Annotated in this window: 19 protein-coding genes; 14 read left to right on the plus strand and 5 right to left on the minus strand. The window is 58.1% G+C overall.

The window, feature by feature from the left end; all coding sequences use genetic code 11:
- Positions 1 to 8: 8 nt before the first annotated feature.
- Positions 9 to 362, minus strand: coding sequence for a hydroxyisourate hydrolase (gene uraH / locus B3Z17_RS06410; protein ID WP_286829040.1), 354 nt, complete (start codon positions 360 to 362; stop codon positions 9 to 11).
- Positions 363 to 545: 183 nt separating this feature from the next.
- On the opposite strand from uraH, the gene B3Z17_RS06415 reads away from it, so the two are divergent.
- The 11 genes from B3Z17_RS06415 to B3Z17_RS06465 all read left to right on the plus strand — a co-directional run bounded on the left by B3Z17_RS06415 (position 546) and on the right by B3Z17_RS06465 (position 11,319).
- Entirely contained in the window at positions 546 to 1,235 is a 690-nt protein-coding gene (locus B3Z17_RS06415) for a GntR family transcriptional regulator (RefSeq protein WP_286829041.1), read from the plus strand.
- Between the two features lie 9 nt (positions 1,236 to 1,244).
- Positions 1,245 to 2,168, plus strand: a complete 924-nt coding sequence (gene puuE / locus B3Z17_RS06420) for an allantoinase PuuE (protein WP_286829042.1) — start codon at positions 1,245 to 1,247, stop codon at positions 2,166 to 2,168.
- The gene (gene uraD / locus B3Z17_RS06425) at positions 2,165 to 2,680 is read left to right on the plus strand and encodes a 2-oxo-4-hydroxy-4-carboxy-5-ureidoimidazoline decarboxylase (protein WP_068308310.1); all 516 of its coding nucleotides are present in this window, start codon (positions 2,165 to 2,167) and stop codon (positions 2,678 to 2,680) included. The genes puuE and uraD overlap by 4 nt, the downstream gene beginning before the upstream one ends.
- Positions 2,681 to 2,696: 16 nt before the next feature.
- A complete protein-coding gene (gene alc, locus B3Z17_RS06430; RefSeq protein ID WP_286829043.1) occupies positions 2,697 to 3,686 on the plus strand; it encodes an allantoicase in 990 nt (329 codons plus the stop codon).
- 103 nt (positions 3,687 to 3,789) lie between these two features.
- Positions 3,790 to 5,034: a right-handed parallel beta-helix repeat-containing protein gene (locus B3Z17_RS06435; protein WP_286829044.1), complete on the plus strand. Its 1,245-nt coding sequence runs from the start codon at positions 3,790 to 3,792 to the stop codon at positions 5,032 to 5,034.
- Positions 5,035 to 5,118: 84 nt separating this feature from the next.
- Complete coding sequence (locus B3Z17_RS06440) at positions 5,119 to 5,892, plus strand: DUF4129 domain-containing protein (RefSeq protein WP_286829045.1); 774 nt, start codon at positions 5,119 to 5,121, stop codon at positions 5,890 to 5,892.
- A complete protein-coding gene (locus B3Z17_RS06445; RefSeq protein ID WP_286829046.1) occupies positions 5,892 to 7,139 on the plus strand; it encodes a DUF4350 domain-containing protein in 1,248 nt (415 codons plus the stop codon). The genes B3Z17_RS06440 and B3Z17_RS06445 overlap by 1 nt, the downstream gene beginning before the upstream one ends.
- Positions 7,126 to 8,082 (plus strand): AAA family ATPase, encoded by a 957-nt coding sequence (locus tag B3Z17_RS06450; protein WP_286829047.1) that lies wholly within the window; start codon positions 7,126 to 7,128, stop codon positions 8,080 to 8,082. The genes B3Z17_RS06445 and B3Z17_RS06450 overlap by 14 nt, the downstream gene beginning before the upstream one ends.
- A complete protein-coding gene (locus B3Z17_RS06455; RefSeq protein WP_286829048.1) occupies positions 8,082 to 9,392 on the plus strand; it encodes a DUF58 domain-containing protein in 1,311 nt (436 codons plus the stop codon). The genes B3Z17_RS06450 and B3Z17_RS06455 overlap by 1 nt, the downstream gene beginning before the upstream one ends.
- On the plus strand, positions 9,392 to 10,411 hold the full coding sequence (locus tag B3Z17_RS06460) for a stage II sporulation protein M (protein WP_286829049.1): 1,020 nt from the start codon (positions 9,392 to 9,394) through the stop codon (positions 10,409 to 10,411). Before B3Z17_RS06455 ends, B3Z17_RS06460 begins: the two co-directional genes overlap by 1 nt.
- On the plus strand, positions 10,408 to 11,319 hold the full coding sequence (locus B3Z17_RS06465; RefSeq protein WP_286829050.1) for an RDD family protein: 912 nt from the start codon (positions 10,408 to 10,410) through the stop codon (positions 11,317 to 11,319). The genes B3Z17_RS06460 and B3Z17_RS06465 overlap by 4 nt, the downstream gene beginning before the upstream one ends.
- A gap of 89 nt (positions 11,320 to 11,408) precedes the next feature.
- Here the strand turns inward: B3Z17_RS06465 and B3Z17_RS06470 are convergent, their stop codons facing one another.
- The 3 genes from B3Z17_RS06470 to B3Z17_RS06480 all read right to left on the minus strand — a co-directional run bounded on the left by B3Z17_RS06470 (position 11,409) and on the right by B3Z17_RS06480 (position 14,434).
- Entirely contained in the window at positions 11,409 to 12,218 is an 810-nt protein-coding gene (locus B3Z17_RS06470; protein WP_286829051.1) for a hypothetical protein, read from the minus strand.
- 21 nt (positions 12,219 to 12,239) lie between these two features.
- Positions 12,240 to 13,085: a hypothetical protein gene (locus B3Z17_RS06475; protein ID WP_286829052.1), complete on the minus strand. Its 846-nt coding sequence runs from the start codon at positions 13,083 to 13,085 to the stop codon at positions 12,240 to 12,242.
- Positions 13,086 to 13,198: 113 nt separating this feature from the next.
- Positions 13,199 to 14,434: an MFS transporter gene (locus B3Z17_RS06480; protein ID WP_349680306.1), complete on the minus strand. Its 1,236-nt coding sequence runs from the start codon at positions 14,432 to 14,434 to the stop codon at positions 13,199 to 13,201.
- 191 nt (positions 14,435 to 14,625) lie between these two features.
- Here B3Z17_RS06480 and B3Z17_RS06485 point away from each other — a divergent pair, with 191 nt between their 5' ends.
- Together B3Z17_RS06485 and pgmB are read left to right on the plus strand one after the other, a co-directional pair.
- Positions 14,626 to 16,968: a glycoside hydrolase family 65 protein gene (locus tag B3Z17_RS06485; RefSeq protein WP_286829054.1), complete on the plus strand. Its 2,343-nt coding sequence runs from the start codon at positions 14,626 to 14,628 to the stop codon at positions 16,966 to 16,968.
- 19 nt (positions 16,969 to 16,987) lie between these two features.
- Positions 16,988 to 17,635 carry a beta-phosphoglucomutase gene (gene pgmB / locus B3Z17_RS06490; RefSeq protein ID WP_286829055.1) on the plus strand — a complete coding sequence of 216 codons (648 nt, stop codon included), beginning with the start codon at positions 16,988 to 16,990 and terminating at the stop codon, positions 17,633 to 17,635.
- Here the strand turns inward: pgmB and B3Z17_RS06495 are convergent.
- Complete coding sequence (locus B3Z17_RS06495) at positions 17,632 to 18,654, minus strand: LacI family DNA-binding transcriptional regulator (protein WP_286829056.1); 1,023 nt, start codon at positions 18,652 to 18,654, stop codon at positions 17,632 to 17,634. The genes pgmB and B3Z17_RS06495 overlap by 4 nt on opposite strands.
- A 241-nt stretch (positions 18,655 to 18,895) precedes the next feature.
- On the opposite strand from B3Z17_RS06495, the gene B3Z17_RS06500 reads away from it, so the two are divergent.
- A complete protein-coding gene (locus B3Z17_RS06500) occupies positions 18,896 to 21,160 on the plus strand; it encodes a TonB-dependent siderophore receptor (protein ID WP_286829057.1) in 2,265 nt (754 codons plus the stop codon).
- The last annotated feature ends 233 nt before the right edge of the window (positions 21,161 to 21,393 follow it).

Here is a 21,393-nt window from a genome sequence, read left to right on the forward strand (position 1 = left end):
AAAACTCCCTAACTGCCGCGATAGGTGCTGTAGCCGAAGGGCGAAATCAGGAGCGGCACATGATAGTGCGCACCGGCGTCCGCCACACCAAAGCGGATCGGCACGATATCAAGGAACGCCGGATCGCTGAGTGCGGCGCCGCGCGCGCGGAAATAATCGCCCGCCGCAAATTCTAGCAGATACTGCCCCGCCTTGAAATCGGCACCGTCCAGAAGCGGCGCATCCACCCGGCCGTCATTATTGGTGACAGCCTCCTTCAGAAGCGTCATGCTGTCTCCTGTGACCGCATAGAGCTTGATATGAATGCCTTCGCCCGGACACCCGTTCGCGGTGTCCAGAACATGGGTGGTAAGCCGTCCCATAATGCCCTCACAAATTCAGTTGAAATTCGTCATGCTCAACCCTGACCGAAGAATCAGGATTTGTAAAGTAGATCATCGACATTTTTGTTATGAAATTGTTGACAATCCCGCCAAATGCGCGACAATCCTAGGGAAATTGGGCCTGAACAGGTTCCCATGATACCGACAATGGATCACAAAATTATGTCAAAGAGCACAGCCTTTACCGAAGAGGATGTTTGCAAAGCTATTCGGGACCGGGTCTTGGAGCAGCGCCTGGCGCCGGGCACCAAGCTGACGGAAGATTCGCTTTGTTCCATCTTCGGCGTGGGCCGCACCACCATCCGCCGTGCCTTCCTGCTGCTGACGCGCGATAACATTATCGAGCTTCAGAAAAACAAGGGCGCTGTCGTGGCAACACCCAGCCCTGAGGACGCACGGCAGGTGTTTGAGGCCCGCATGGTGCTGGAGCGCGCGATGCTGGAGAAAGCAATAGAGAACGCGACTGCGGGTGACATTGCCCGCCTGCGCACCCATCTGGCGGACGAGGAGCAAGCGCTGAAGGCGGCAGACATCGCCCGCTGGATCCGCCTGACCGGCAAATTCCACATTCTTTTGTCGCAGCTTTCGAAGAATGACCTGATGTGCAATTTCCTGGAGCAGCTTGTGTTCCAGACCAGCCTGATCATCGCGCTTTATGGCCGCACGGGCGCGGCCCCCAACTGCAAGGGCGGCGACCATGAGCGCCTGGTGGATGCGATGGAGCGCGGCAACGCCACTGAGGCCGGCGATATCCTGATCCACCACCTGGCATCGATTGAAAGCCAGCTGGTGTTTGAGGCCCGCTCGGGCGAGCAGGACCTGCACACGATTTTCGCCACCGCGAACGATTGAGGACGCAAGATGACCACGAGTGATTACCCGCGTGACCTTATTGGATACGGCCAGAATGTGCCGCAGGCTTCCTGGCCCGGCGGCGCACGCATCGCCGTCCAGATGGTGATGAACTATGAGGAAGGCGGCGAGAACAGCATCCTGCACGGCGACAAGGGCGCCGAAACATTCCTGTCGGAAATCATCAACGCGCCGGGCATTGAAGGCGCACGCCACATGAGCATGGAATCGCTTTATGAATACGGCAGCCGCGCTGGCGTCTGGCGCTTGTTGAAGCTGTTTGATGATTACGACATCCCTATCACTGTGTTTGCCGTGGCCACCGCGCTCAAGCGCCACCCGGACGTGGCCCGCGCCATTGTTGCCGCCGGGCATGAAGTCTGCAGCCATGGATATAAATGGATCAATTACCAGGACGTCCCAGAAGACGTCGAGCGCGAGCATATCGCCAAAGCGGTCGAGATTTTGGCTGAGCTGACCGGCGAGCGGCCTTATGGTTGGTACACAGGCCGCACCGGCCCCAACACCATGCGCCTTGTGGGCGAATATGGCGGGTTCCTGTATGATTCCGACGATTATTCCGACGACCTGCCCTTCTGGAAAGAGGTAGCGGGCGAACCGCAACTGATCATCCCCTACACGCTGGACGCCAACGATATGCGCTTCGCCAGCGCCCAGGGCTTCAACTGCGGCGACCAGTTCTTCACCTACCTGAAGGACACGTTCGACACGCTTTATGCAGAAGGCGAAACCCATCCGAAGATGATGTCCGTGGGGCTGCATTGCCGCCTTGTGGGGCGCCCCGGGCGCTTTCAGGCGCTGAAGCGCTTCATTGAATATGCCAAAGGCTTTGAACATGTGTGGTTCACCCGCCGGATCGACATCGCCCGCCACTGGCGCAAGGTGCACCCGTTTGAGGGCACAGGCACATGACTGACATGAAGCTGAAAGCCAGCCGCGCAGACAAGGCCACCTTCATGGCGGCCTATGGGCACATTTATGAACACAGCCCCTGGGTGGCTGAAGGCGCATGGAAAAACTGCGACCATAGTGACCTTGATACGCTCGAGGAATTATCCGCCGCCATGGCCAAAGTGGTTGATGCAGCGGATGAAGCCGCCAAGATGAAGCTGATCTGCGCCCACCCGGACCTTGCAGGCAAAGCCGCGCTCAGGGATGAGCTGACGGCCGAGTCCCGGTCCGAACAGGCTGGCGCGGGCCTGGACCAGTGCAGCGCCGACGAGCTTGATGAATTCAACCAGCTCAATAGCGCTTACAAGGTTAAATTCGGCTTCCCTTTCATCATCGCGGTGAAGGGGCTGGACCGCTACGACATTCTGGCCGCCTTCCGTTCCCGCCTGAACCATGACCGGGCGCAGGAGTTCGATACCGCACTTGACCAAATTCACAAGATCGCCAGGCTACGCCTGGCTGACCTGACATAGTTTCGAAGGTATCCCCATGACACGCACCGATTTCACCAAACTCGTCAATCTGGCCCAGCCGCGTCTCGGCGCCAAGGTAACTTTCGCGACCGACGATTTCTTTGCCGACAAAGCCCGCCTGATTTCGCCGGAGGATGCCGTGTTCATTCCTGGCAAATATGACGACAACGGCAAATGGATGGACGGCTGGGAAAGCCGCCGCAAGCGCGGCATGGGCCACGACCATGCCATCATCCGGCTTGGGCAGGCAGGCATCATCCGCGGTGTGGACATCGACACCAGCCATTTCACCGGCAACTTCCCGCCCGCGGCTTCCCTTGACGCCTGCGTGGCAGAAGGCGACGTGCCGGGCGAGGATGCTGCCTGGACGGAAATCGTGCCCGCCACCAACCTGGCGGGCGACAGCCACCATCTGATTGCGGTCGAAAGTGACCAGCCCTGGACCCACCTCCGCCTGAACATCTTCCCCGACGGCGGCGTAGCGCGCCTGCGGGTCTATGGCATCATGCATAAAGTGTGGGGCAAATCGGACGCGGGCAAAACCATCGACCTGGCGGCGCTTGAAAATGGTGGCCGTCCCGTCGTGGCCAACAATGAGCATTTCGGCGTGCTGGCCAACATCATGGCGCCCGGCAAGGGCATCAATATGGGGGACGGCTGGGAGACCCGCCGCCGCCGCGAACCCGGCAACGACTGGGCGATCATTGAGCTGGGGCACCCTGGCACCATCGAAGATATCCTGGTGGACACGGCCTTCTTCAAAGGCAACTTCCCCAGCCATATTTCACTGCAGGCAGCCCTGGTAACCGGCGGCACGGATGAAAGCCTGACGGTTGAAAGCCAGTTCTGGCCGGAACTGCTGTCCAAACAGGACCTGCGCGCAGACGACGAACACCCCTTCAAGCCAACGGCAGACCTGGGGCCCGTCAGCCATGTGCGCATCAATATTTTCCCGGACGGGGGCATCAGCCGCCTGCGACTGATGGGCAAACCGCACATCGGGTAAAGCCCGTACCGTTCACCGCGGCTTCATCAACAACCCGAATAATGAGTGGGTGCTGCTCCTGCGTTGTCATGCGCGAATGACAACGCTATGGTAGCGGTTGCTTATGGCTAACAGTGTGATGGAGATCTCGGTGAACCGCGCAATCTGCCTCTTTTCTGCCCTTCTTTTCTTGGCGTTCAGCCAACCGTCCCGGGCGGATGGCGTTCTCATTGCGGACGATAACTTTGCCAAATATTTTGACCAGGCACGGCCTGGGGACATTTTTTCCATCTACCCAGGTCGCTACCGCATCAAAAAGCAGGTTGTGCTGGCGGCCAGCGGCACCAAAGACTTGCCAATATTCGTGCAACCGTCCGGCAATGGCAAAGTGATCATTGAAGTCGACAGCCCTGTTGCCTTCAAAATCAGGGGCGCCAACTGGGTTTTCGAAAACATCGAATTTGTCGGCATCTGCGACAATCACAGCAGATGCGAACATGCCCTGCAGATCGCAGGAAAAGCCGATAACACGACAGTCCGAAAGGTCAAGTTTGTCGATTTCAATGCTGCCATCAAAGGCAATGGCGAGATCATCGACGGCCGTCAATATTTCCCGGACAATGTTCTGATCGAAGACAATGTCATCTACAACAACACGCCCCGGAACACAGGCAACCCGGTAACCCCTATTGACGTCGTGGGAGGCCGTAACTGGGTGATTCGCGAGAATTTCATTGCAGACTTCGCAAAAGGCGCAGGCAACAAAATCAGCTATGCAGCATTCCTCAAGGGCAACTCAGACCATGGCCTGTTTGAACGCAACCTGATCATCTGTGAATGGCGCCACAAGGGCGGCGCACGGCTTGGCCTGTCTTTCGGTGGCGGCGGCGTCACAAACCCCAATTATTGCCAGGGGCGGTCCTGCAAGATCGAACATTACAAAGGGATCATCCGCGGTAATATCATCATGAATTGCCCCAACGATGTGGGCATCTACCTCAATAACGCCGCCAGTACCGAAATCATCAATAACACGATCATCAACACGGCCGGTATTGACGTCCGTTTCAACGGCAGTTTTGCCACCATCGCCAACAACATAATCGAGGGCCGCATCAAGGACCGCGATGGTGGTCGTTTCCGGCACTTCGGCAATGTCATTGTTGAAGACATCAAGGATATCTTCCCGGGCGCCGACCTGTATGACCTGACACCTGAAGACATGGATGACCTGGAAGAGGCCGCCTTTGGCTTCGAAGGTCGTGACTTTTGCACCGGCAAACCGCTTGAAGACTGGGTTGGGGCCTTTTCTCAACCGATGGCCTGTAGAATTCAGGATCAACTGAAACAGATTGGCGACGAACGCTAGGTTACGTTCGGGACACTTGTATAAAAAACACTTTCAGTGATTTTCCGTCTTTACCTGGGAATTCGGTCTTTCTAGAGTATCGCCATGACGGGGGGCTTCAAAAAAGGTATCAGCAAGAACTGGCGGCAGCTGGCCATATTGGCCGCTGTCTCGATCGGCCTGTTTGGCCTCGCCTACTGGTGGGATACTGAACGGGGCAAAGACGGCGAGACCAGTGACGATGTAGCTGCTGACTCCGTGCAGCTGAAGGCCCCTCTGCCCGATACAGAGTTAGGCCGCCAGGTCGACACTATGCTGGAAGGAGGCAGCTATCAACGCAGCCTGCCCGAGCTGGAAAAACCCAAGCCCACTCGCAAATCCAATCCCTTGCCACGGTGGCTTGGTGACCTGATCGTCTATGCCCTGGTGGGGCTGGGTCTCTTTGCCATTGCCGTGATGATCTGGGTGCTGGTGACCGGTAGCACCAGCCCAAAAATCCGCACCAGGAAGCCACGCCGGTCAACGGTACGAAAAGGCGCGGCGCCTGCCGGCACCCATGCTTTGGCCCAACCCGCCTCCCTTGATGACGCGGAAAAGGCGGCAAAGGCCGGGAATTTTGGCGAAGCTGTTCGCCTGTTGCTGGCGACGGCCCTGATTGGCCTCGCCAGGCAAGAACTTGTACGCCTGCGCCCCTGGATGACCGGCCGCGAGATTGTCAGGGACGCCAAGCTGGCCCCATCGCCAGCCGACGCGCTCGGGTTTCTTGTTGCCACCGTGGAAGCCTACGCTTTTGCCGGCCATGTCATCACCGAACAAACCTACAAAGCCTGTTTCCAGCGCTATCAATTGCTGGTTCAGGCCGGGAAAGGGACAGTGTGATGGCGACAGGCACAAACCATTCCGCGCCTTTTTCCACAAAGGCCCTGTTCTGGATTATTTTCCTCGGGATACTGGCCACCCTTGGCATGGCCGTGACATCCGCCTTCAAGGGCGACGGCAAATATGAAGTCTCGAACGGGGCAAACAGCTTTTCCAAATCGGCGATTGGTCATGCCGCCTTCATGGACATTGCCGAAAGGTCTGGCTGGCAGGTACTGCAAAGCCAGCACAATACCACCGGCAAGCTGGGGCCCGGTTCCACCCTGCTTCTGCTGGAACCACCCAGGGGCAAAGCCAGCAGTGACCGCATAGAACAATTGATCGACTGGGCGCCGATGCTTGTCGTGTTGCCCAAACGCCAGGGCATCCCGCATGGCTTCAAGGCCGACTGGATCGGCGCGGCTTTCGTGAAAAATATTGCCCAGGTAAAGGCGGTGGCAGGCAATCTTGGGGAAGACCTTGAGGTGCTGCGCCCGACCGATGCTTCAGCGGGCACCTGGCAGCATGGTTTCGATCCGCGCGCCATACCGGACATCGATAGCCTTCAGCTGATAAAATCCGAACAGGTGACCCCCCTCATCTGGAACGATCAGGGCATCCTGTTCGGGCGCCTCAACCGTGACTATGAAGAAGAACCGGTCTGGATTCTGTCCGACCCCGACCTGATCGCGACCCACGGCCTGGCCCGCGGCTGGAACGCCGCCCTGGCGCTGAACGTGCTGGAAACCGTCTCTCAGGGCCGGGAAACCCTTGTGGTTGATGAAATCATCCACGGGTTCAAGCGCGACCCCAGCATGGCGCGCGCCATGTTCAGCCATCCGTTTGTCTATGCCACTGTTGCGGCCCTCTTGGCGGTGATCATCTTCCTGCTGGCGCTGACGCGCCGCTTCGGGGCACCCTGGCGCAATGTGGCCACGGCGGACGATTCCAAAGCAGTCTTCATTGAGAATGCCGCCCGCATCCTGCATATGGCGGAAAAGGAACAGGAAGCCCTGATCCGCCTTGTGGACGATCAGTCCCTGACTGTTGCGCGCCATCTGAATGTGCCCAGCGACCTGGAGCGCAACCGGCTGGACAGCTGGCTGGACGAACAATCTGCCAAGCGGTGCGTCAAGCCCGGCTTCACTACGATCAAACGGCGAATCCTTCGCGTGCGTGATGACGACAGCACAAAAAGAAGCCGCCTTCTTACCCTTGCCAATCAATTTTATACCTGGAAACAGGAGATCATGAATGACACCAAGTGACATCAAATCCGCCGGCGACAGCCTGCGCTATAATGTGAAAAAGGTCATCGTCGGCCAGGACGACGCGGTCGACCTGTTGCTGATCAGCCTGCTTTCCGAAGGCCATATTTTGTTCGAGGGCGTCCCCGGCGTCGCCAAGACCTTGCTGGCACAAGCCTTCTCTGCCAGCCTTGACCTGAAGTTCGGCCGCATCCAGTTCACGCCGGACCTGATGCCGGGCGATGTGCTCGGGACCAACATCTACCGGTTCGAGACCAGCGAATTCGTGCTGACCAAAGGCCCGATTTTCACGGATCTCCTCTTGGCAGACGAAGTGAACCGGACACCGCCCAAGACACAGGCGGCGCTGTTGCAGGCCATGCACGAACGTGAGGTTACCATCGACGGCACCGCCCACAGCCTGGGTGACGGCTTCATGGTGATCGCCACCCAGAACCCGATCGAACAGCAGGGCACCTACCCGCTGCCGGAAGCCCAGCTGGACCGCTTCCTGTTCCAGCACATCCTGGACTATCCAAGCCGGGAAGAAGAGCGCCGCATCCTCGGCCTGCACGGCCACCGCGCGACCATGCCATCGGTGTCCGAGATGGATATCCGCCCGATTCTGAATCTGGATAGCCTGCGCGCCATGCGCCAGACCATCGCGGGCCTGCAGGTTGCGGAGGAGCTTCTGGACTATATCGTCGACCTGGTGCGCGGCACACGGGAGCATCCGTCCGTGCGCGTTGGTGCCTCGCCGCGCTGCGGCACCATGATCGCACGCGCGTCGCGTGCCTGTGCCGCCCTTGATGGTCGCGACTATGTCATCCCCGATGACATCAAACGCATCGCCCTGCCCGCGCTCCGGCACCGCCTGGTCCTCAGCCCGGCTGCGGAAATCGAAGGCATCCGCGCGGGTGACGTGGTCCAGCAGCTTCTTGAACAGGTGAAGGCCCCCCGCTGATGCGCCCAACCCTCAGGACATTCTGGCTGATCCTGGCTGCCGTCCCGCTGGCGGTGATCCTGCTTGCGATCTCGCCCACGCTTGTGAGCCTGACGGGGTATTATCTGGCGCTTGTGATGTTCCTGCTGCTGATCGACTGGCTGTCCTGCCCACGGGCACCGAAAATCAGCTTCCTGATTGAAGAACCGGCCCAGATCTATATCGGCGAAAGCCAGCCGCTGGTGGTCAGTGCCGAACGCACGGACGGTATCGCCTTGCCCGTCGTTCAGGTGGCCATTGAGGTTAATGACATCCTGGACCAGGACGCCCAGACACCGGTGACCATTGCGCCCGGTGGCGGCTGGACGGAGGTTGCGCTGACACCGCTGAGCCGCGGCACAGCCACCATCCCGACCGTCTGGTTCCGCTGGCGCGGGCCCCTGGGGCTGGCCGAACGGCAGATTGAAGAAACGCCGGACCTGAAAATCCCGGTCCTGCCGAACTTCCAGCTTGCCGCCCGAAGTGCCCAAGACCTCATGGGCGCGGCGGCGGAAGAGTTCGGCCCACGGCCGGACATACGCCGGGGTGACGGCAGCGAATTTTCCTCGCTTCGGGAATATGTCCCGGGCATGGACCCGCGCACGGTGGACTGGAAACGCTCGGCGCGCTACCGCGGCCTCCTCGTCAAGGAATTCGAAGCCGAGCGCAATCACCAGATCATCCTGGCGTTCGATACCGGCCACCTGATGGCCGAACGGCTGGGCGGCCTGACACGCCTTGACCATATGGTGAATGCCGGACTGGTGCTTGCCCACGCGGCACTGAAGGGCGGTGACAGGGTCGGGCTGTTCTCGTTCGACAGCCAGGTGCGGTCCTATGTGAAGCCGCTGTCGGGCATCACATCCTTCAGCCACCTGCAGCACTATATGGCGGCCATGCAGTGCGATGTCAGCGAAACCAACTATACGCTGGCGATGACACGGCTGGCGGAACAGCTGACCCGGCGTACGCTGGTGGTCCTGTTCACCGACTTTGTCGACACCACAACGGCTGAACTGATGCGCGAGAACCTGAGCCATCTGGCGGTGCACCATTTTGTCGTGTTCGTCGCGCTCAAGGACCCGTATCTGGAGCGCACAGCCAACCAGCCGGTCGAGGATGTCAAAGATATCTCACGCGCGGCCACAGCGGCTGAACTGCTCAAGGAACGGCAGCTTCTGTTCTCGAACCTCAGGCGGCAAGGCATACTGTGCCTGGAGCCTGAATCGGCACACCTGGTGGGTCATGTGATTAACCAGTATCGCACCATCATCAATCAGGAGCTGGTCTGATGGCGTCAGTGGGAACCAAAAGCTTCCAGTTCCGGCAGGAACGCGAAGAAGGTTGGCAACAGCTGGAACAACTGGTGCTGCAGGCCGAGAAGAAAGGCATCCGGTCCCTGAGCGCAACCGACGTGTTCGAGTTGCCGCACCTGTATAAAGGCGCGCTTTCAAGCCTCAGCGTCGCGCGGTCGATCTCGCTCGACAAGAATGTTGTCGACTATCTGGAGAATCTGACCACCCGCGCCTACTTCCTGCTGTATGGCCACCAGCGTCCTGCTGGCAGGGCCTTCGCGCGGCTTATGCAATTCTCCATCCCCGATGCTGTGCGGTCGATCCGCCAGGAATTCCTGGTGGCTCTGATCGTGACCCTGCTGGGCGTGATGGCCGGCTTCTTCCTGGTGCTGGAGAACCCGGAATGGTTCTACACCTTTGTGGACCGGTCGCTGGCCGGCGGGCGGGTACCCGGCGCTTCGGCCGAGGACCTCAGGGCCGTGCTGTACCCGGACAAGAACGAGATAGAAGGCCTGAATATATTCGCCACCCAGCTCTTTACCCACAATTCGCAAGTCGGGTTGCTGGCCTTTGCCCTTGGGTTTGCCCTTGGGCTGCCCACAATTTGGCTGTTGTTCACGAACGGCACCATGCTGGGTGCCTTTCTCGCGCTCCACTATGAAAAAGATCTGCTGGGTGAGTTGGGTGGCTGGTTGATCATCCATGGCTCCACCGAAATTCTGGCCATCATCCTGTGTGGTGCCGCAGGGCTGACAATCGCCCGGCACTATGTATTCCCCGGCAAGCTGAGCCGGATGGAAGCGCTGGCCACATACGGCAAGAAGGCCGCCCTGGTCGCCTTTGGCTGCATCCTGATGTTCCTGGTTGCCGGTCTTCTTGAAGGCTTCGCCCGTCAGCTGGTCACATCCGATGCCAGCCGCTATGCCATCGGTCTTGGCTTCCTTGTCATGTGGGCAGTCTATTTCCTGGGCATGGGCCACAACAGGCCCGATGACGCCGGGGAGGACGAGCTATGAGCCGCAAACAGCGCAATAGGCGCCCGGCAAAAGAAACCCGGCGCATCCTGACACCCGAGGGCGTGGCCCTTGAAGTGGAACTGGCCGAACGCGGCGACAGGGCGGGTGCCGTGATCATCGATCTGTTGATCCTGTTCGGCATCATGATCCTGGGGTCCATCGCCATTGCCATCACCACCGGCTGGGCCAACATCGGCCATTTCGGCCTGATTGTGATTCTGCTGCTTATCTTTGCGCTCAGGAATTTCTACTTCATGTTTTTCGAGCTGAAGTGGCAGGGCCAGACACCGGGCAAAAGGCGCCTTGGCATCAAGGTGATTGACCGGTTCGGCAGGCCGCTTTCATCCGAAGCCATTTTCGCCCGCAACATGATGCGCGAGATTGAGATTTTCGTGCCCATGGGTATTGTCTTTTCTTCGGGATCAGCCGGTGTGTCGGGCCTGATGCAGCTGTTTGCCTTTATCTGGGCCATGCTGCTTGTGTTCCTGCCCATGATGAACAAGGACAACCTGCGCGCGGGTGACCTGATCGCAGGCACGCTTGTGGTGCGCGAACCCAAGGTGTTGCTGGCCACCGATATGCTGGAAGCCAACGGGGCTGCAGCGGGGGCGCTGGACGCCTACGGCTTCACCACCGCGCAGCTGAATGCCTACGGCATCTATGAGCTGCAGACACTCGAGGAGCTTCTTAGGCAACAAGGCAAGGACGCCGCCGATAAGCTCCGGACCGCGGGTGAGACCATCATCAAGAAAATCGGCTGGGAAGACCCGGTCCTGCCGCACCAGATGGAAGCTTTTCTGTCCGCTTACTATCATGCCCTCAGGAAACACCTTGAAGGCAAACTGTTGATGGGCACGCGCAAGACCGACAAGTTCGACACAGGCCAGAAACCGTCCGGACCTAAATAGCCCCTAAAAGCAAGGCCCTAAGCAAGATGGCGTCACCAGTCTGGGACGCCATCAGGAAAATGCTATTTCAGTGAGCCTGCGTTATCGGATCAGGCAAACACCTTGGCGATCTCGTCCGCCGACGTGCCTTCCTTGGCCGCCCGCAAATTGGTGTAAACCGCAGCCACTGTCGACCCCATCAGGCCATAGGTAAGACTGCCCATCGCGATTGAAAGAATGGTCACAACAAGGGCCAAAATCGAACTACCCCCATTGGAACCAAGCATGGAAGCGCCCGCGCCAACCATAACCGTGGCAAGCAATATCTGGAAAAGCCAGATGGCAATCAAAACAACAAGGAAAGCAGCAAAGACCTGCCATTTGAAGCCGGTTGTCAGCTCCTGGCTGCGTTTCAAACCGTCAGCCATGCCGAGCTTTTCAGACACGATTGCCGGTACGGTCACTGACAGCATCAACCAGATAATGATGCCAGGCACCAACAGGAAGATGGACCCGATAAACACCAGCACAGACATGACGACCGTAGCAAGAACCACCGGAATTGCTGATCGGACGCCAGCCTTTATCATACCCAGCACAGTGGCAGACCGGCCGGCCTGATGCTCAACCGCTCCGAACGTGACACTGGCCTGGATCACCGCAGCGGCAACCATCGTCAGCAGGAAGTTCAGGAAGAATTGCCCGGGTGCGACAAACGGGCTGATTTCCCCGGACCGGTCCGACATCATCAGGCCGCTTCCCGTAATCAATCCCACACCGCCAATAATAACCACATAGCCTATAAAGCTTACGGCCAGAAACTTGAAGAAGTTGCCAAAATAAGTGCTGAAGGTTTGCGATAGCACCTCACCAACGCGGAACTCCGGGTTCACCCCATTGGTTACAGTTGAATCAGTCATGATTTTCTCTCCCCCTGACCCTTATTCGAAAACTTTTGCGATATCGTCTGCCGACGTGCCCTCTTTTGCAGCGCGCAGGTTTGTGTAGATCGAGGCAACGCCCGAACCAAAGAATACATACACCGACCCCATGAGGGTGGTGGTGACAGCCGAATAGACAAAGCCCACAGTTCCTGGTGTGACGTTCACTGTGCTGCCCAGTATCATGGGCATCATCAAAGCCAAATTAACAACCTGTGCCACGACGGCCATGACAAGGAAGCACCCCAAAATCGGCCATTTGAACCCTGACGTCAGCTCCCGACTGCGGCGTATTGCCTTCAGTGGACCCAACTTTTCGGCAACAATGGCTGGTACGGTGACACACAGCATCATGGCAACAATGATGCCCGGCACAATGAACAGCATCCAGCCGATCATATAGAGTATGACTGACAGCACCATTGCGACCACAACCGGGACACCTGATCGCACGCCAACTTTCAGCATGTCGACCAGTGGGGCCTTACGCCCTGTCTGGTATTCTATCGCGCCATAGATCACCGCGGCCATCATCACGGCAATAGAAGCCAGGACCCACGCCAATGTGCCAAAAAAGCTGATGAAAAATCCAATGGGATCGGCTGGCATCGGTGCGTCCGGAGCTGGGCCCATAAAGACACCCATGGCCCAGAAACCGATAGCGGTCGGCGCCATCACAACCAGCGCTACGGCCCAGAACCGGAAAAAATTGGCAAAAAATATGGCGAAGGTGTCGGATAGCACTTTGCCAACGCGAAAAGACGGCAGCGACACGGGCTGCGTTACAGGTTCTTCTTTCAAGGAAGAAAGCGCGCCCCAAGCGCCCGCTTGACTGTCCTGCCCCATGCTTCCCCCAACAAGCTTCGTCGGCACTGGCAGTTCCCGATCTCTTCGTGTCTCGGGAACAACCGCTTGATGGGCAGCTTATGCGGCGATTTCAAAGATGGCAAGCGCCTTGGCTAGGCCGCTGCCTTGACCGTTTCGCGCTTGAAGAAAAACAGCGTGATGAAAATCACCGTCAATGGCACCAGTGACATATAGAAAGCGGTCTGTCCGCCAAGCGCGCCGAACACCTTGCCCGTGATCAGTGACCCGGTGGTGCCGCCAAGCGCCGAAAAAATCACAATCAGGCCCGTCATGGCCGCATGCTGGTGCTTCGGCAGCGCCGACAGCACGGCGGAATTGATCGCCGGGTAGATGGGCGCCATAAACAGCCCGATAAGCGGGAAAATATAAGCCGCGATAGGGGCCGTGCTCCATGACATCGACGCCTGCGGTTCAACCCCGCTTGCCAGCGGCAACACAAGGATCACAAGCACCGCCATTGCGATGATGCAGACATTCAGCACCGGATACCAGGAAAAGCGCGCCATCACGGCGCCTGCGCTCAAGCGCCCGATGGCAATGGCAAGCGGAAAGATAACGGCGCCCGTTTGAATGCTCATGTCCGACGGCATGCCCAACACTTCCTTGTTGAAGGTGGGCAGCCAGGTGCCGATGCCCTGTTCGATCAGGACATATAGAAACACGGAAAACACAAAAACATATACCAGCGGTGCGGCCACCAGTTTTACCATGCCCATGAAATCCTCCAGGGCGCTGTGCGGCCTGTCCTGATGGCTTTCATGTTCATCAATCGGTGTCACGGCAAACACCAGCAGGCTCACAAGGCTGAGGCCAGCCAGTATCCAGTAGACATTCAGCCAGTTCTGGTCCTTGGCGTTGTCTGGATCGACGAAATTGCCGAACAGGACCCCGCCACACAGAACACCAATCATGAACGTGCCCTCGAGCACATTCATCATGCTGGCGTGTTCGCGCTTGCTGTCCGTAATCAAGCCCACGGTGGCGAAAACCGACACTTTCACCAGGGCAAAGGCAACACCCGTCGCGAGGAACATCATCTTCGACGTCAGAAAACTGGGCACCAGGGGCTGCGCAACCGCGGCGAACGCAACAATAACAAGCCCTGCCATCATGGCCCGCCGGAACCCCAGGCGCGGCAAAAAGGAAGCCACCAGGAAGGAAACGCCCGCGATGGACAGGTCCTTGAAGGCTTCCAGTACGGCAGCCTGTGTATGCAAAAGGTCATAATTGTCGATGACCTGCAAGATCACCGTACCCACGCTGTTCAGGAGGATCGCAAAAACGAAATAGACCAAAAACAGCGCAAACTTGATGCGCCAGTTGTGCATGAACCCGCTCACAGGCTTCCTCCCAATCAAACAGCTAACCCGGGGTGACCTCCCAAACAGTCCCTCACCTGATCCCGGGTGACATCGAATGTCCACAATAACAGTATTGCAATCGATTGCAAAGAAGATATTATAGGACCCTATTCCAGCACAGGCTGGCAAGTGGGGTTCAGGTTAGGGAAGACAGTTACGTGAGTAAAACGGGCGACCAGAAAAGAAAGGCACCAGCGTTCCTGCCGGACGACTGGCGGCTGGTGGAGAATGGCTTCACGCCGGACACGCAGGCCGTGTCGGAAACACTGATGGCGCAGGCAAACGGCTATCTTGGCACCCGCGGCACGTTCGAAGAAGGCGTGGCAGATGGTATCCGCTCCACCGAGGGCACCTATCTGAACGGCGTCTACCTGCGCGACCCGATCCATTATGACGAGGCCGCCTTCGGCTTCGCCAGCCATAATAACAAGATGATCTTGGTTCCGGACGGCAAGGCGTTTGACCTGACGGCTGGTGATGAACGCTTTATCCAGGGCGCGAGCAAGCTTGACGGCCAATCCCGCGTGCTGGACATGCGCGACGGCATGCTCAGCCGTACCAGCCGCTGGCAAACGCGCACGGGCGGCACACTTGAAATCAACAGCCGCCGCTTTGTCTCCATGGCCGCGCCCGGCCTGATGGTGATCGACTATATCCTGGCGTCGGTTGATTACACCGGGCCTGTCAGCCTGACCACCGGCCTCAACACCCGCTATGGCGGCGGCCATGAAGGTTTCGACCCGCGCGCGGGCGAGCTGTCGGTGGCAACCTGCCTTGAGAAGCCGGAAGCAACCGACCATGACTGTGCGATCCTGGTCGCCCACCGCGTTCGGCACAGTGGGCACCTGGTGCTGGCAGGGTGCCGGGTTGATTATTCCGGCGACACAGACATAGGCGCACAGGATATTCGCGAAGATGGCCTGTGGGCCACCCGGCTTGATGCCGCGCTCGCGCCCGGGCAGGAAATCACCGTTCGGAAATATGTCGCCTACGCCGACTTTGAAAAGGGCACACAAAGGGCACGATGGTCGGCGCTTGGTGAGAATTTGGGCACTATGGCCCAAAAGGGTTTTGACGCGCTTTATAAAGACCACAAGGCCGTTTGGGATGCCTTCTGGGATACGGCGGATGTTACGGTCGACAGCGACGACCCGGTCGAACAGGGCATCCGCTTCGGCGCCTTTCATCTGTTCCAGAGCGCCGGCAAGGACGGCGGCCGCGCCTTGGCTGCCAAGGGATTGAGCGGCCCAGGCTATGACGGCCACTATTTCTGGGACACAGAGATTTATGCCGTGCCCTTCTTCCTGTTCAACGCACCTGAAGTGGCCCGGTCGCTCATTGAGTACCGCATCAGCACGCTTGATGCCGCCCGTGCCCGGGCGCGGGAAATGGGGCACACCAAAGGTGCCCTTTTCCCCTGGCGCACCATCGGCGGCGAAGAATGCTCCAGTTTCTTCCCTGCAGGCACGGCCCAATATCACATCAATGCGGCCATCGCCTATGCACTGATCCAATATGTAAACATCAGTGGTGACAAGGAGTTACTGGCGGGTGGCGGTGCGGAAATGCTGTTCGAAACCGCCCGCATCTGGATGGACCTTGGGCACTTTAACGCCCAAAAAGGCGGCGCCTTCTGCATCCATGAAGTGACCGGTCCGGACGAATATACCGCCATGGTCGACAATAACCTCTATACCAACCTGATGGCCCAGCAGCATCTTGCCGAAGCCGCGGCACTCGCAAAAAGCTATTCAAAACAAGACTTTGATGCGATTGCCGCCAAAGTCGACTTGTCACAGGATGAAGTCGCCGCATGGCAGAAAGCGGCAGACTGCATGTATGTTCCATTCGATGAAAACCTGGGTATCCACGCCCAGTGCGATGGTTTCCTGGACAAACCGCAATGGGATTTTGACGGCACGCCGGCAGAAAATTATCCGCTGTTGCTGCACTATCACCCCTTGGTGATCTACCGCCATCAGGTGCTGAAGCAGCCTGATGTGGTGCTGGCCCAGATCCTGCTCCCCGCCCGCTTCACGGCCGATGAGAAGGCCCGGAATCTGGCCTATTATGAGCCGCGCACCACGCACGACAGTACGCTTTCGGCCTGCATTCACGCGGTCGCCAACCTTGAGAGCGGCGACCCGGCAAAGGCCTATGAGTTCTTCGAGGAAACCTACCGCATGGATCTGGAGAACCGGCACGCCAACACCCATTATGGCAACCATATGGCCTGCATGGCCGGCTCCTGGATGGCCTTGGTCTATGGCTTCGGTGGACTGCGTCTTGAAGGGGCATTGCCTGCGCTCAAGCCCGCGCTGCCTGACGGCTGGCGGTCCTACAGCTTCAAGCTCCGCTTGGGGGCGGGTCTGCTGAAGCTGTCCGTATCAGCAGACAGCACAGACTATCAATATGACGGACCGGACCCTGTGATTTTCCATCACTATGGCCACCGTGTCGCTCTGAAGCCCAAAGAGCAAATTTCCCTGCCGAACCAGTAACTTTTGTATGGAGTAACCGATGGTACAGAAAGCCTGCATCTTCGATTTGGACGGCGTGATCACCGATACCGCCCACTATCATTTCCTGGCGTGGCAGCGATTGGCCCATTCCCTGGGCCTGCCCTTTGACGAGGATGACAACCACCGCCTGAAGGGTGTTGGCCGCATGGAATCGCTGGACTATATCCTGGCCAAAGGCACCACGGCCTACAGCATGGATGACCGACTGGCCCTCGCCCAACAGAAGAACGAAGACTATAAGACACTGATCGGCGGCATTACGCCTGCAGATATACTTCCCGGAATTGTTGAGGCCCTGGATTGGCTGAAAGCCAACAACTGGCGGATTGGGCTGGCCTCGGCGAGCCGCAACGCACCGCAAGTGCTAGCCAGCCTGGAGATCACCGGCGCCTTCGACTATATCGCTGACGCAGGCGCGATCCCTAACGGCAAGCCAGCCCCGGATATTTTCCTGGATGTGGCCAGGGCTTTCGGTCTGCCAAGCAGCCAGTGCCTGGGGGTTGAAGATGCCGCATCAGGCGTTGCCGCCATCAAGGCCGCTGATATGTTCGCGGCCGGCATCGGGGACGCGGATATACTCGCGCAGGCGGATATTGTTCTGCCCAGCCCTGAAGGACTGGTTGAGAAGGTGCTGAAGCCCTTCTAGCCCTGCCCGCACGAATCGCGGATCACCAGTTCAGTCGGCATCGCCACATGGTCGATTGTCTGACCGTTCAGCACCTTGATCAGATTCTGCACCAGAAGCCGCCCCCCTTCCTGAACATCCTGTTTGATGGATGTCAGCCCCGGGGTGCTGAACAGCGCCGGTGGGTTGTCGTCAAAGCCGACAACTGCCACGTCATCCGGCACGCGGATGCCCAGCTCCGCAAACCGCTTCAGAAGCCCAAGCGCGATATTATCGCTGACACAGAAGACCGCGTCACACGTTGGTTTGCCGCCCTGGGCCAACAGGTCCGCTTTCTTGTAGCCATCCGACTGCGAAAAATCGGTCGGAATGACCAGGTCGTCGTTGGATGTCAGACCAGCGTCATCAAGGGCCTTCTGATAGCCTTCCCACCGATGTTCCATTTCCGGGTGACGCACATCCCCCATGAAAGCAATCCGTCGGCGACCGTTGCGCGCCAAAAGGCTGGTGGCGTCATATCCGCCACGGCGATTGTCGCTGCCTACAGTGTAATAATTATGGTCCGCCATTTCTGCGCCCCACACGATGAAGGGCGCTTTGGCTTCGGCCAACCGGTCAAGCCGCGGGTCATTACGGCCCTGGCCAATGATGATCAAGCCGTCAGCACGTTTGGATTCGAGGAAATAGGCGTTCAGGTCAGCAACATCGCTCTGGTTGGTCGACAGCAGCAGGTCATAGCCCTGCCGGCCAGCCTCGTCTGCGATGCTCCCCAGCAGCACCATCAGGAACGCGTCTGAAACCTCGTGCCCCCAGCGGCGGTCCACCAACAACACAACGGCCAGAGTATGGGTCTTCTTGGTGCGGAAATTCCGCGCTGCTGCATTGATCTCATAATTATTTTCGCGTGCGATTCGCTGGACCCGCGCCCGCGTTTCCTTGTTGATCAAAGGACTGTCTTTAAGCGCACGCGACACCGTGGCTTCAGACACGCCAGCCAGCTTGGCGATATCCGCCATCGTCAGGTTTTTGCTTTTTTCCATATGGTTTTACTACATGCCAGACCATGGTTTTGTCGAGATATATTACAAATCAATGCAATCGATTGTAATTTTGTATTGCAATCGATTGCAAAGGGGCGTAGATATGAGTCCATTCACCGCTTTGATGCGAGTGCCGACACGTGTGTGCGACCCCCTTCGCCACACAACCGGAGTGGAAGCCGGTCTGTTGAGCACAGCATGGAAAGTATACATAATGGTAAGGCGTGGGAGGGCCAAACACATGCGTTTTACACTCAGTCACCTTAAATCCAGCACCGCCTTGGCGGCGCTTATTGCCGTTGCGGGCACAACCGCTTCGGCGCAGGACACTGCCGCCGACACTGACGATGCCGTCGCCTTTGAAGAGATCGTCGTTCTAGGTACACCAGGCGGCGCAGGCGTTCGCAAACAGGATGCCAGCTTCGCCATCACCACCATGAACGAAGAGGCCATCGGCCTCGCCGGCACCAAAAGCACCGCAGAGCTGTTCACGCTCGTGCCTGGCGTCTGGGCTGAAAGCTCGGGCGGTGTCGCCGGCGCGAACATCGATGTGCGCGGCCTGCCAGGCGGCGGCGACGCACCGTTTGTGACCATGTCCATCAACGGTGCGCCCATCTATGGCACCGAGATGCTGTCCTTCTTTGAACAGAGTTCCATTTTCCGGATCGATGAAACCATCGCCAGCGCTGAAGCACTCCGGGGTGGGCCGAACGCTGTATTCTCAAATGGCGAGCCGGGCGTAACGCTGAACTTCAACCTGAAGAAAGGCGGCGACGAGACCGAAGGCCGGGTGAAATACACAACATCAGACTATGACCTGCAGCGCGTTGACGCGGTGCTGTCCGGCCCGCTCGGTAACGAGCTCTATTATATGGTCGGCGGCTATATCAAATCATCCCCCGGTGTGCGCGACGCCGAGTTCAATTCGGAAAAAGGCAAGCAGGTTACCCTGCAACTGACCAAGGTTCTCGATAACGGCGAGATCAACGCCTGGACCCGTGTGACCGACGATCACGGCCAGTGGTATCTGCCAATGGCGCTGAATTCCGGCAACGATCTGGGTGAGTTTTCTCAGCTCGGTAACGCCACGCGTTTCCGTACGCTCCAGGTGAACGGCAATGGCGATACTGAAGATTTTGATTTCGCTGATGGGCGTGGTTGGGACGGGTCGGTTTCCGGCCTGAATGTAGACTTCGACCTGGGCGACGGCTTCACTGTGCGCAACAACACGTCCTACACCAAGGGCAACGCCGACACCTATGGCTTCGTGCCTGACGGCAGCCCGATTCAGGTGGCCGCTCTCGGGCTGGCATCTGTATCCACGCTTGGTGGTGAGGAACTGACTGACAGCGACTATGTCCAGAACTATGGCCACTGGGTCGTGCAGAAAGACCTCGAATCCTTCACCAATGACCTCAGCCTTGCCAAGGAAGTTGGCGATCATGAGCTGACAGTTGGCTACTATAAAGCAACCTGGTCGTCAGACGATTTCTGGACACTCGGCAACTTCACGCCTGTCCATAACGTCGCAAATGGCGATTTCCTTGAGGACAGCATTGCCTGCACAGATTTGCAGGCCGCGGGTTCTGGCTCCGGTTGCTGGGCATACGGCATCAACTCCGCGGGCGACGCGTCAGCTGACGCGCTTTATCTCGCTGACAGCTGGCAGGTCACGCCTGATTTCCGGTTTGACTTCGGCATCCGCAACGAGTGGATCGATATCGACTATGTGCTGGATAGCGGCCCAGGCTACCCGGACGGCACGCGCGATATGTCGGTCAACCTGAAGGAAGACGCCTTCTCCTATACTGCGGCTGTCAACTATGACGTCAATGAAGACCTGGGTGTCTTTGCGCGGTATTCCAAAGGCTCGCTGTTCCCGCACTTTGATGATGTGCGCGAAAACAACCTCAATGTGAACGGTATCAAGCAACTTGAAGGTGGCGTGAAATATTCGAACGACTATTTCGGCCTGTTTGCCACCGCCTTCTATAACAAGAACGACAGCTTCTCCTCTGTGGTAGGTGGCACACTGGGAGCAAGCGCCTTCAAGACCCGGTCGATCGGTGTCGAGCTTGACGGCTTTGTCACCTATGAAGCTTTCAACATGGCCTTTATCGCTACACTGCAGGACGCGGAAATCACCGAATCCACCACAGCGAGCGACATCGGCAACCGGGTGCTGCGCCAGCCGAAGTTCCAGCTGCGCCTGAGCCCAAGCTATGAGTTTGAGGTGGGCGATATGACGGCAACGCTTTATGGCGCGGTCCAGTTTGTCGGCAAACGATTTGGCGACAATGGCAACAGCGTTGAGTTGGCCGGCTATGAGAAGATCGACCTTGGCCTTCTTGTGAACACGCCGTCCGGGCTCTTTTTCCAGGTCCATGCTGATAACCTGAATAACAGCCATGGCATCACGGAAGGTGACCCGCGTAACCCGGCTGCGCCAAACGGTCGCCCCATCCTGGGCCGTTCGGTGAAATTCAGCATCGGCTACGACTTCTAAGTCCTGAGTATCGGGCCCGCTGCACCCTTAGGCGGCGGGCCTTTCCCCCTAAGGCAGGATTTCCCATCCAAGTAATTGGGGCCTGGGGCGCTTTCGGTATCAACCGAAGCGTCCCTTTTTTTATGGCAGATACAGCCCGGACTAATCGCGCCACCAACGCGGCATCACCACCGGGCAACTATTTGTAGCCCGTACAGCCATGAGACAGGCGTCAACCCAAACGGCTGCACCAG

Source organism: Kordiimonas sp. UBA4487 (assembly GCF_002389025.1).
Lineage (GTDB): Bacteria > Pseudomonadota > Alphaproteobacteria > Sphingomonadales > Kordiimonadaceae > Kordiimonas > Kordiimonas lacus.

Coding starts and splice junctions, on each gene's coding strand:
- B3Z17_RS06465 (WP_286829050.1), top strand. CDS start 10,408: ATGAGCCGCAAACAGCGCAATAGGCGCCCGGCAAAAGAAACCCGGCGC.
- uraD (WP_068308310.1), top strand. CDS start 2,165: ATGACTGACATGAAGCTGAAAGCCAGCCGCGCAGACAAGGCCACCTTC.
- uraH (WP_286829040.1), bottom strand. CDS start 362: ATGGGACGGCTTACCACCCATGTTCTGGACACCGCGAACGGGTGTCCG.
- puuE (WP_286829042.1), top strand. CDS start 1,245: ATGACCACGAGTGATTACCCGCGTGACCTTATTGGATACGGCCAGAAT.
- B3Z17_RS06460 (WP_286829049.1), top strand. CDS start 9,392: ATGGCGTCAGTGGGAACCAAAAGCTTCCAGTTCCGGCAGGAACGCGAA.
- B3Z17_RS06500 (WP_286829057.1), top strand. CDS start 18,896: ATGCGTTTTACACTCAGTCACCTTAAATCCAGCACCGCCTTGGCGGCG.
- B3Z17_RS06495 (WP_286829056.1), bottom strand. CDS start 18,654: ATGGAAAAAAGCAAAAACCTGACGATGGCGGATATCGCCAAGCTGGCT.
- B3Z17_RS06435 (WP_286829044.1), top strand. CDS start 3,790: ATGGCTAACAGTGTGATGGAGATCTCGGTGAACCGCGCAATCTGCCTC.
- B3Z17_RS06480 (WP_349680306.1), bottom strand. CDS start 14,434: ATGCACAACTGGCGCATCAAGTTTGCGCTGTTTTTGGTCTATTTCGTT.
- B3Z17_RS06440 (WP_286829045.1), top strand. CDS start 5,119: ATGACGGGGGGCTTCAAAAAAGGTATCAGCAAGAACTGGCGGCAGCTG.
- B3Z17_RS06415 (WP_286829041.1), top strand. CDS start 546: ATGTCAAAGAGCACAGCCTTTACCGAAGAGGATGTTTGCAAAGCTATT.
- B3Z17_RS06450 (WP_286829047.1), top strand. CDS start 7,126: ATGACACCAAGTGACATCAAATCCGCCGGCGACAGCCTGCGCTATAAT.
- pgmB (WP_286829055.1), top strand. CDS start 16,988: ATGGTACAGAAAGCCTGCATCTTCGATTTGGACGGCGTGATCACCGAT.
- B3Z17_RS06475 (WP_286829052.1), bottom strand. CDS start 13,085: ATGGGGCAGGACAGTCAAGCGGGCGCTTGGGGCGCGCTTTCTTCCTTG.
- B3Z17_RS06455 (WP_286829048.1), top strand. CDS start 8,082: ATGCGCCCAACCCTCAGGACATTCTGGCTGATCCTGGCTGCCGTCCCG.
- B3Z17_RS06445 (WP_286829046.1), top strand. CDS start 5,892: ATGGCGACAGGCACAAACCATTCCGCGCCTTTTTCCACAAAGGCCCTG.
- B3Z17_RS06470 (WP_286829051.1), bottom strand. CDS start 12,218: ATGACTGATTCAACTGTAACCAATGGGGTGAACCCGGAGTTCCGCGTT.
- alc (WP_286829043.1), top strand. CDS start 2,697: ATGACACGCACCGATTTCACCAAACTCGTCAATCTGGCCCAGCCGCGT.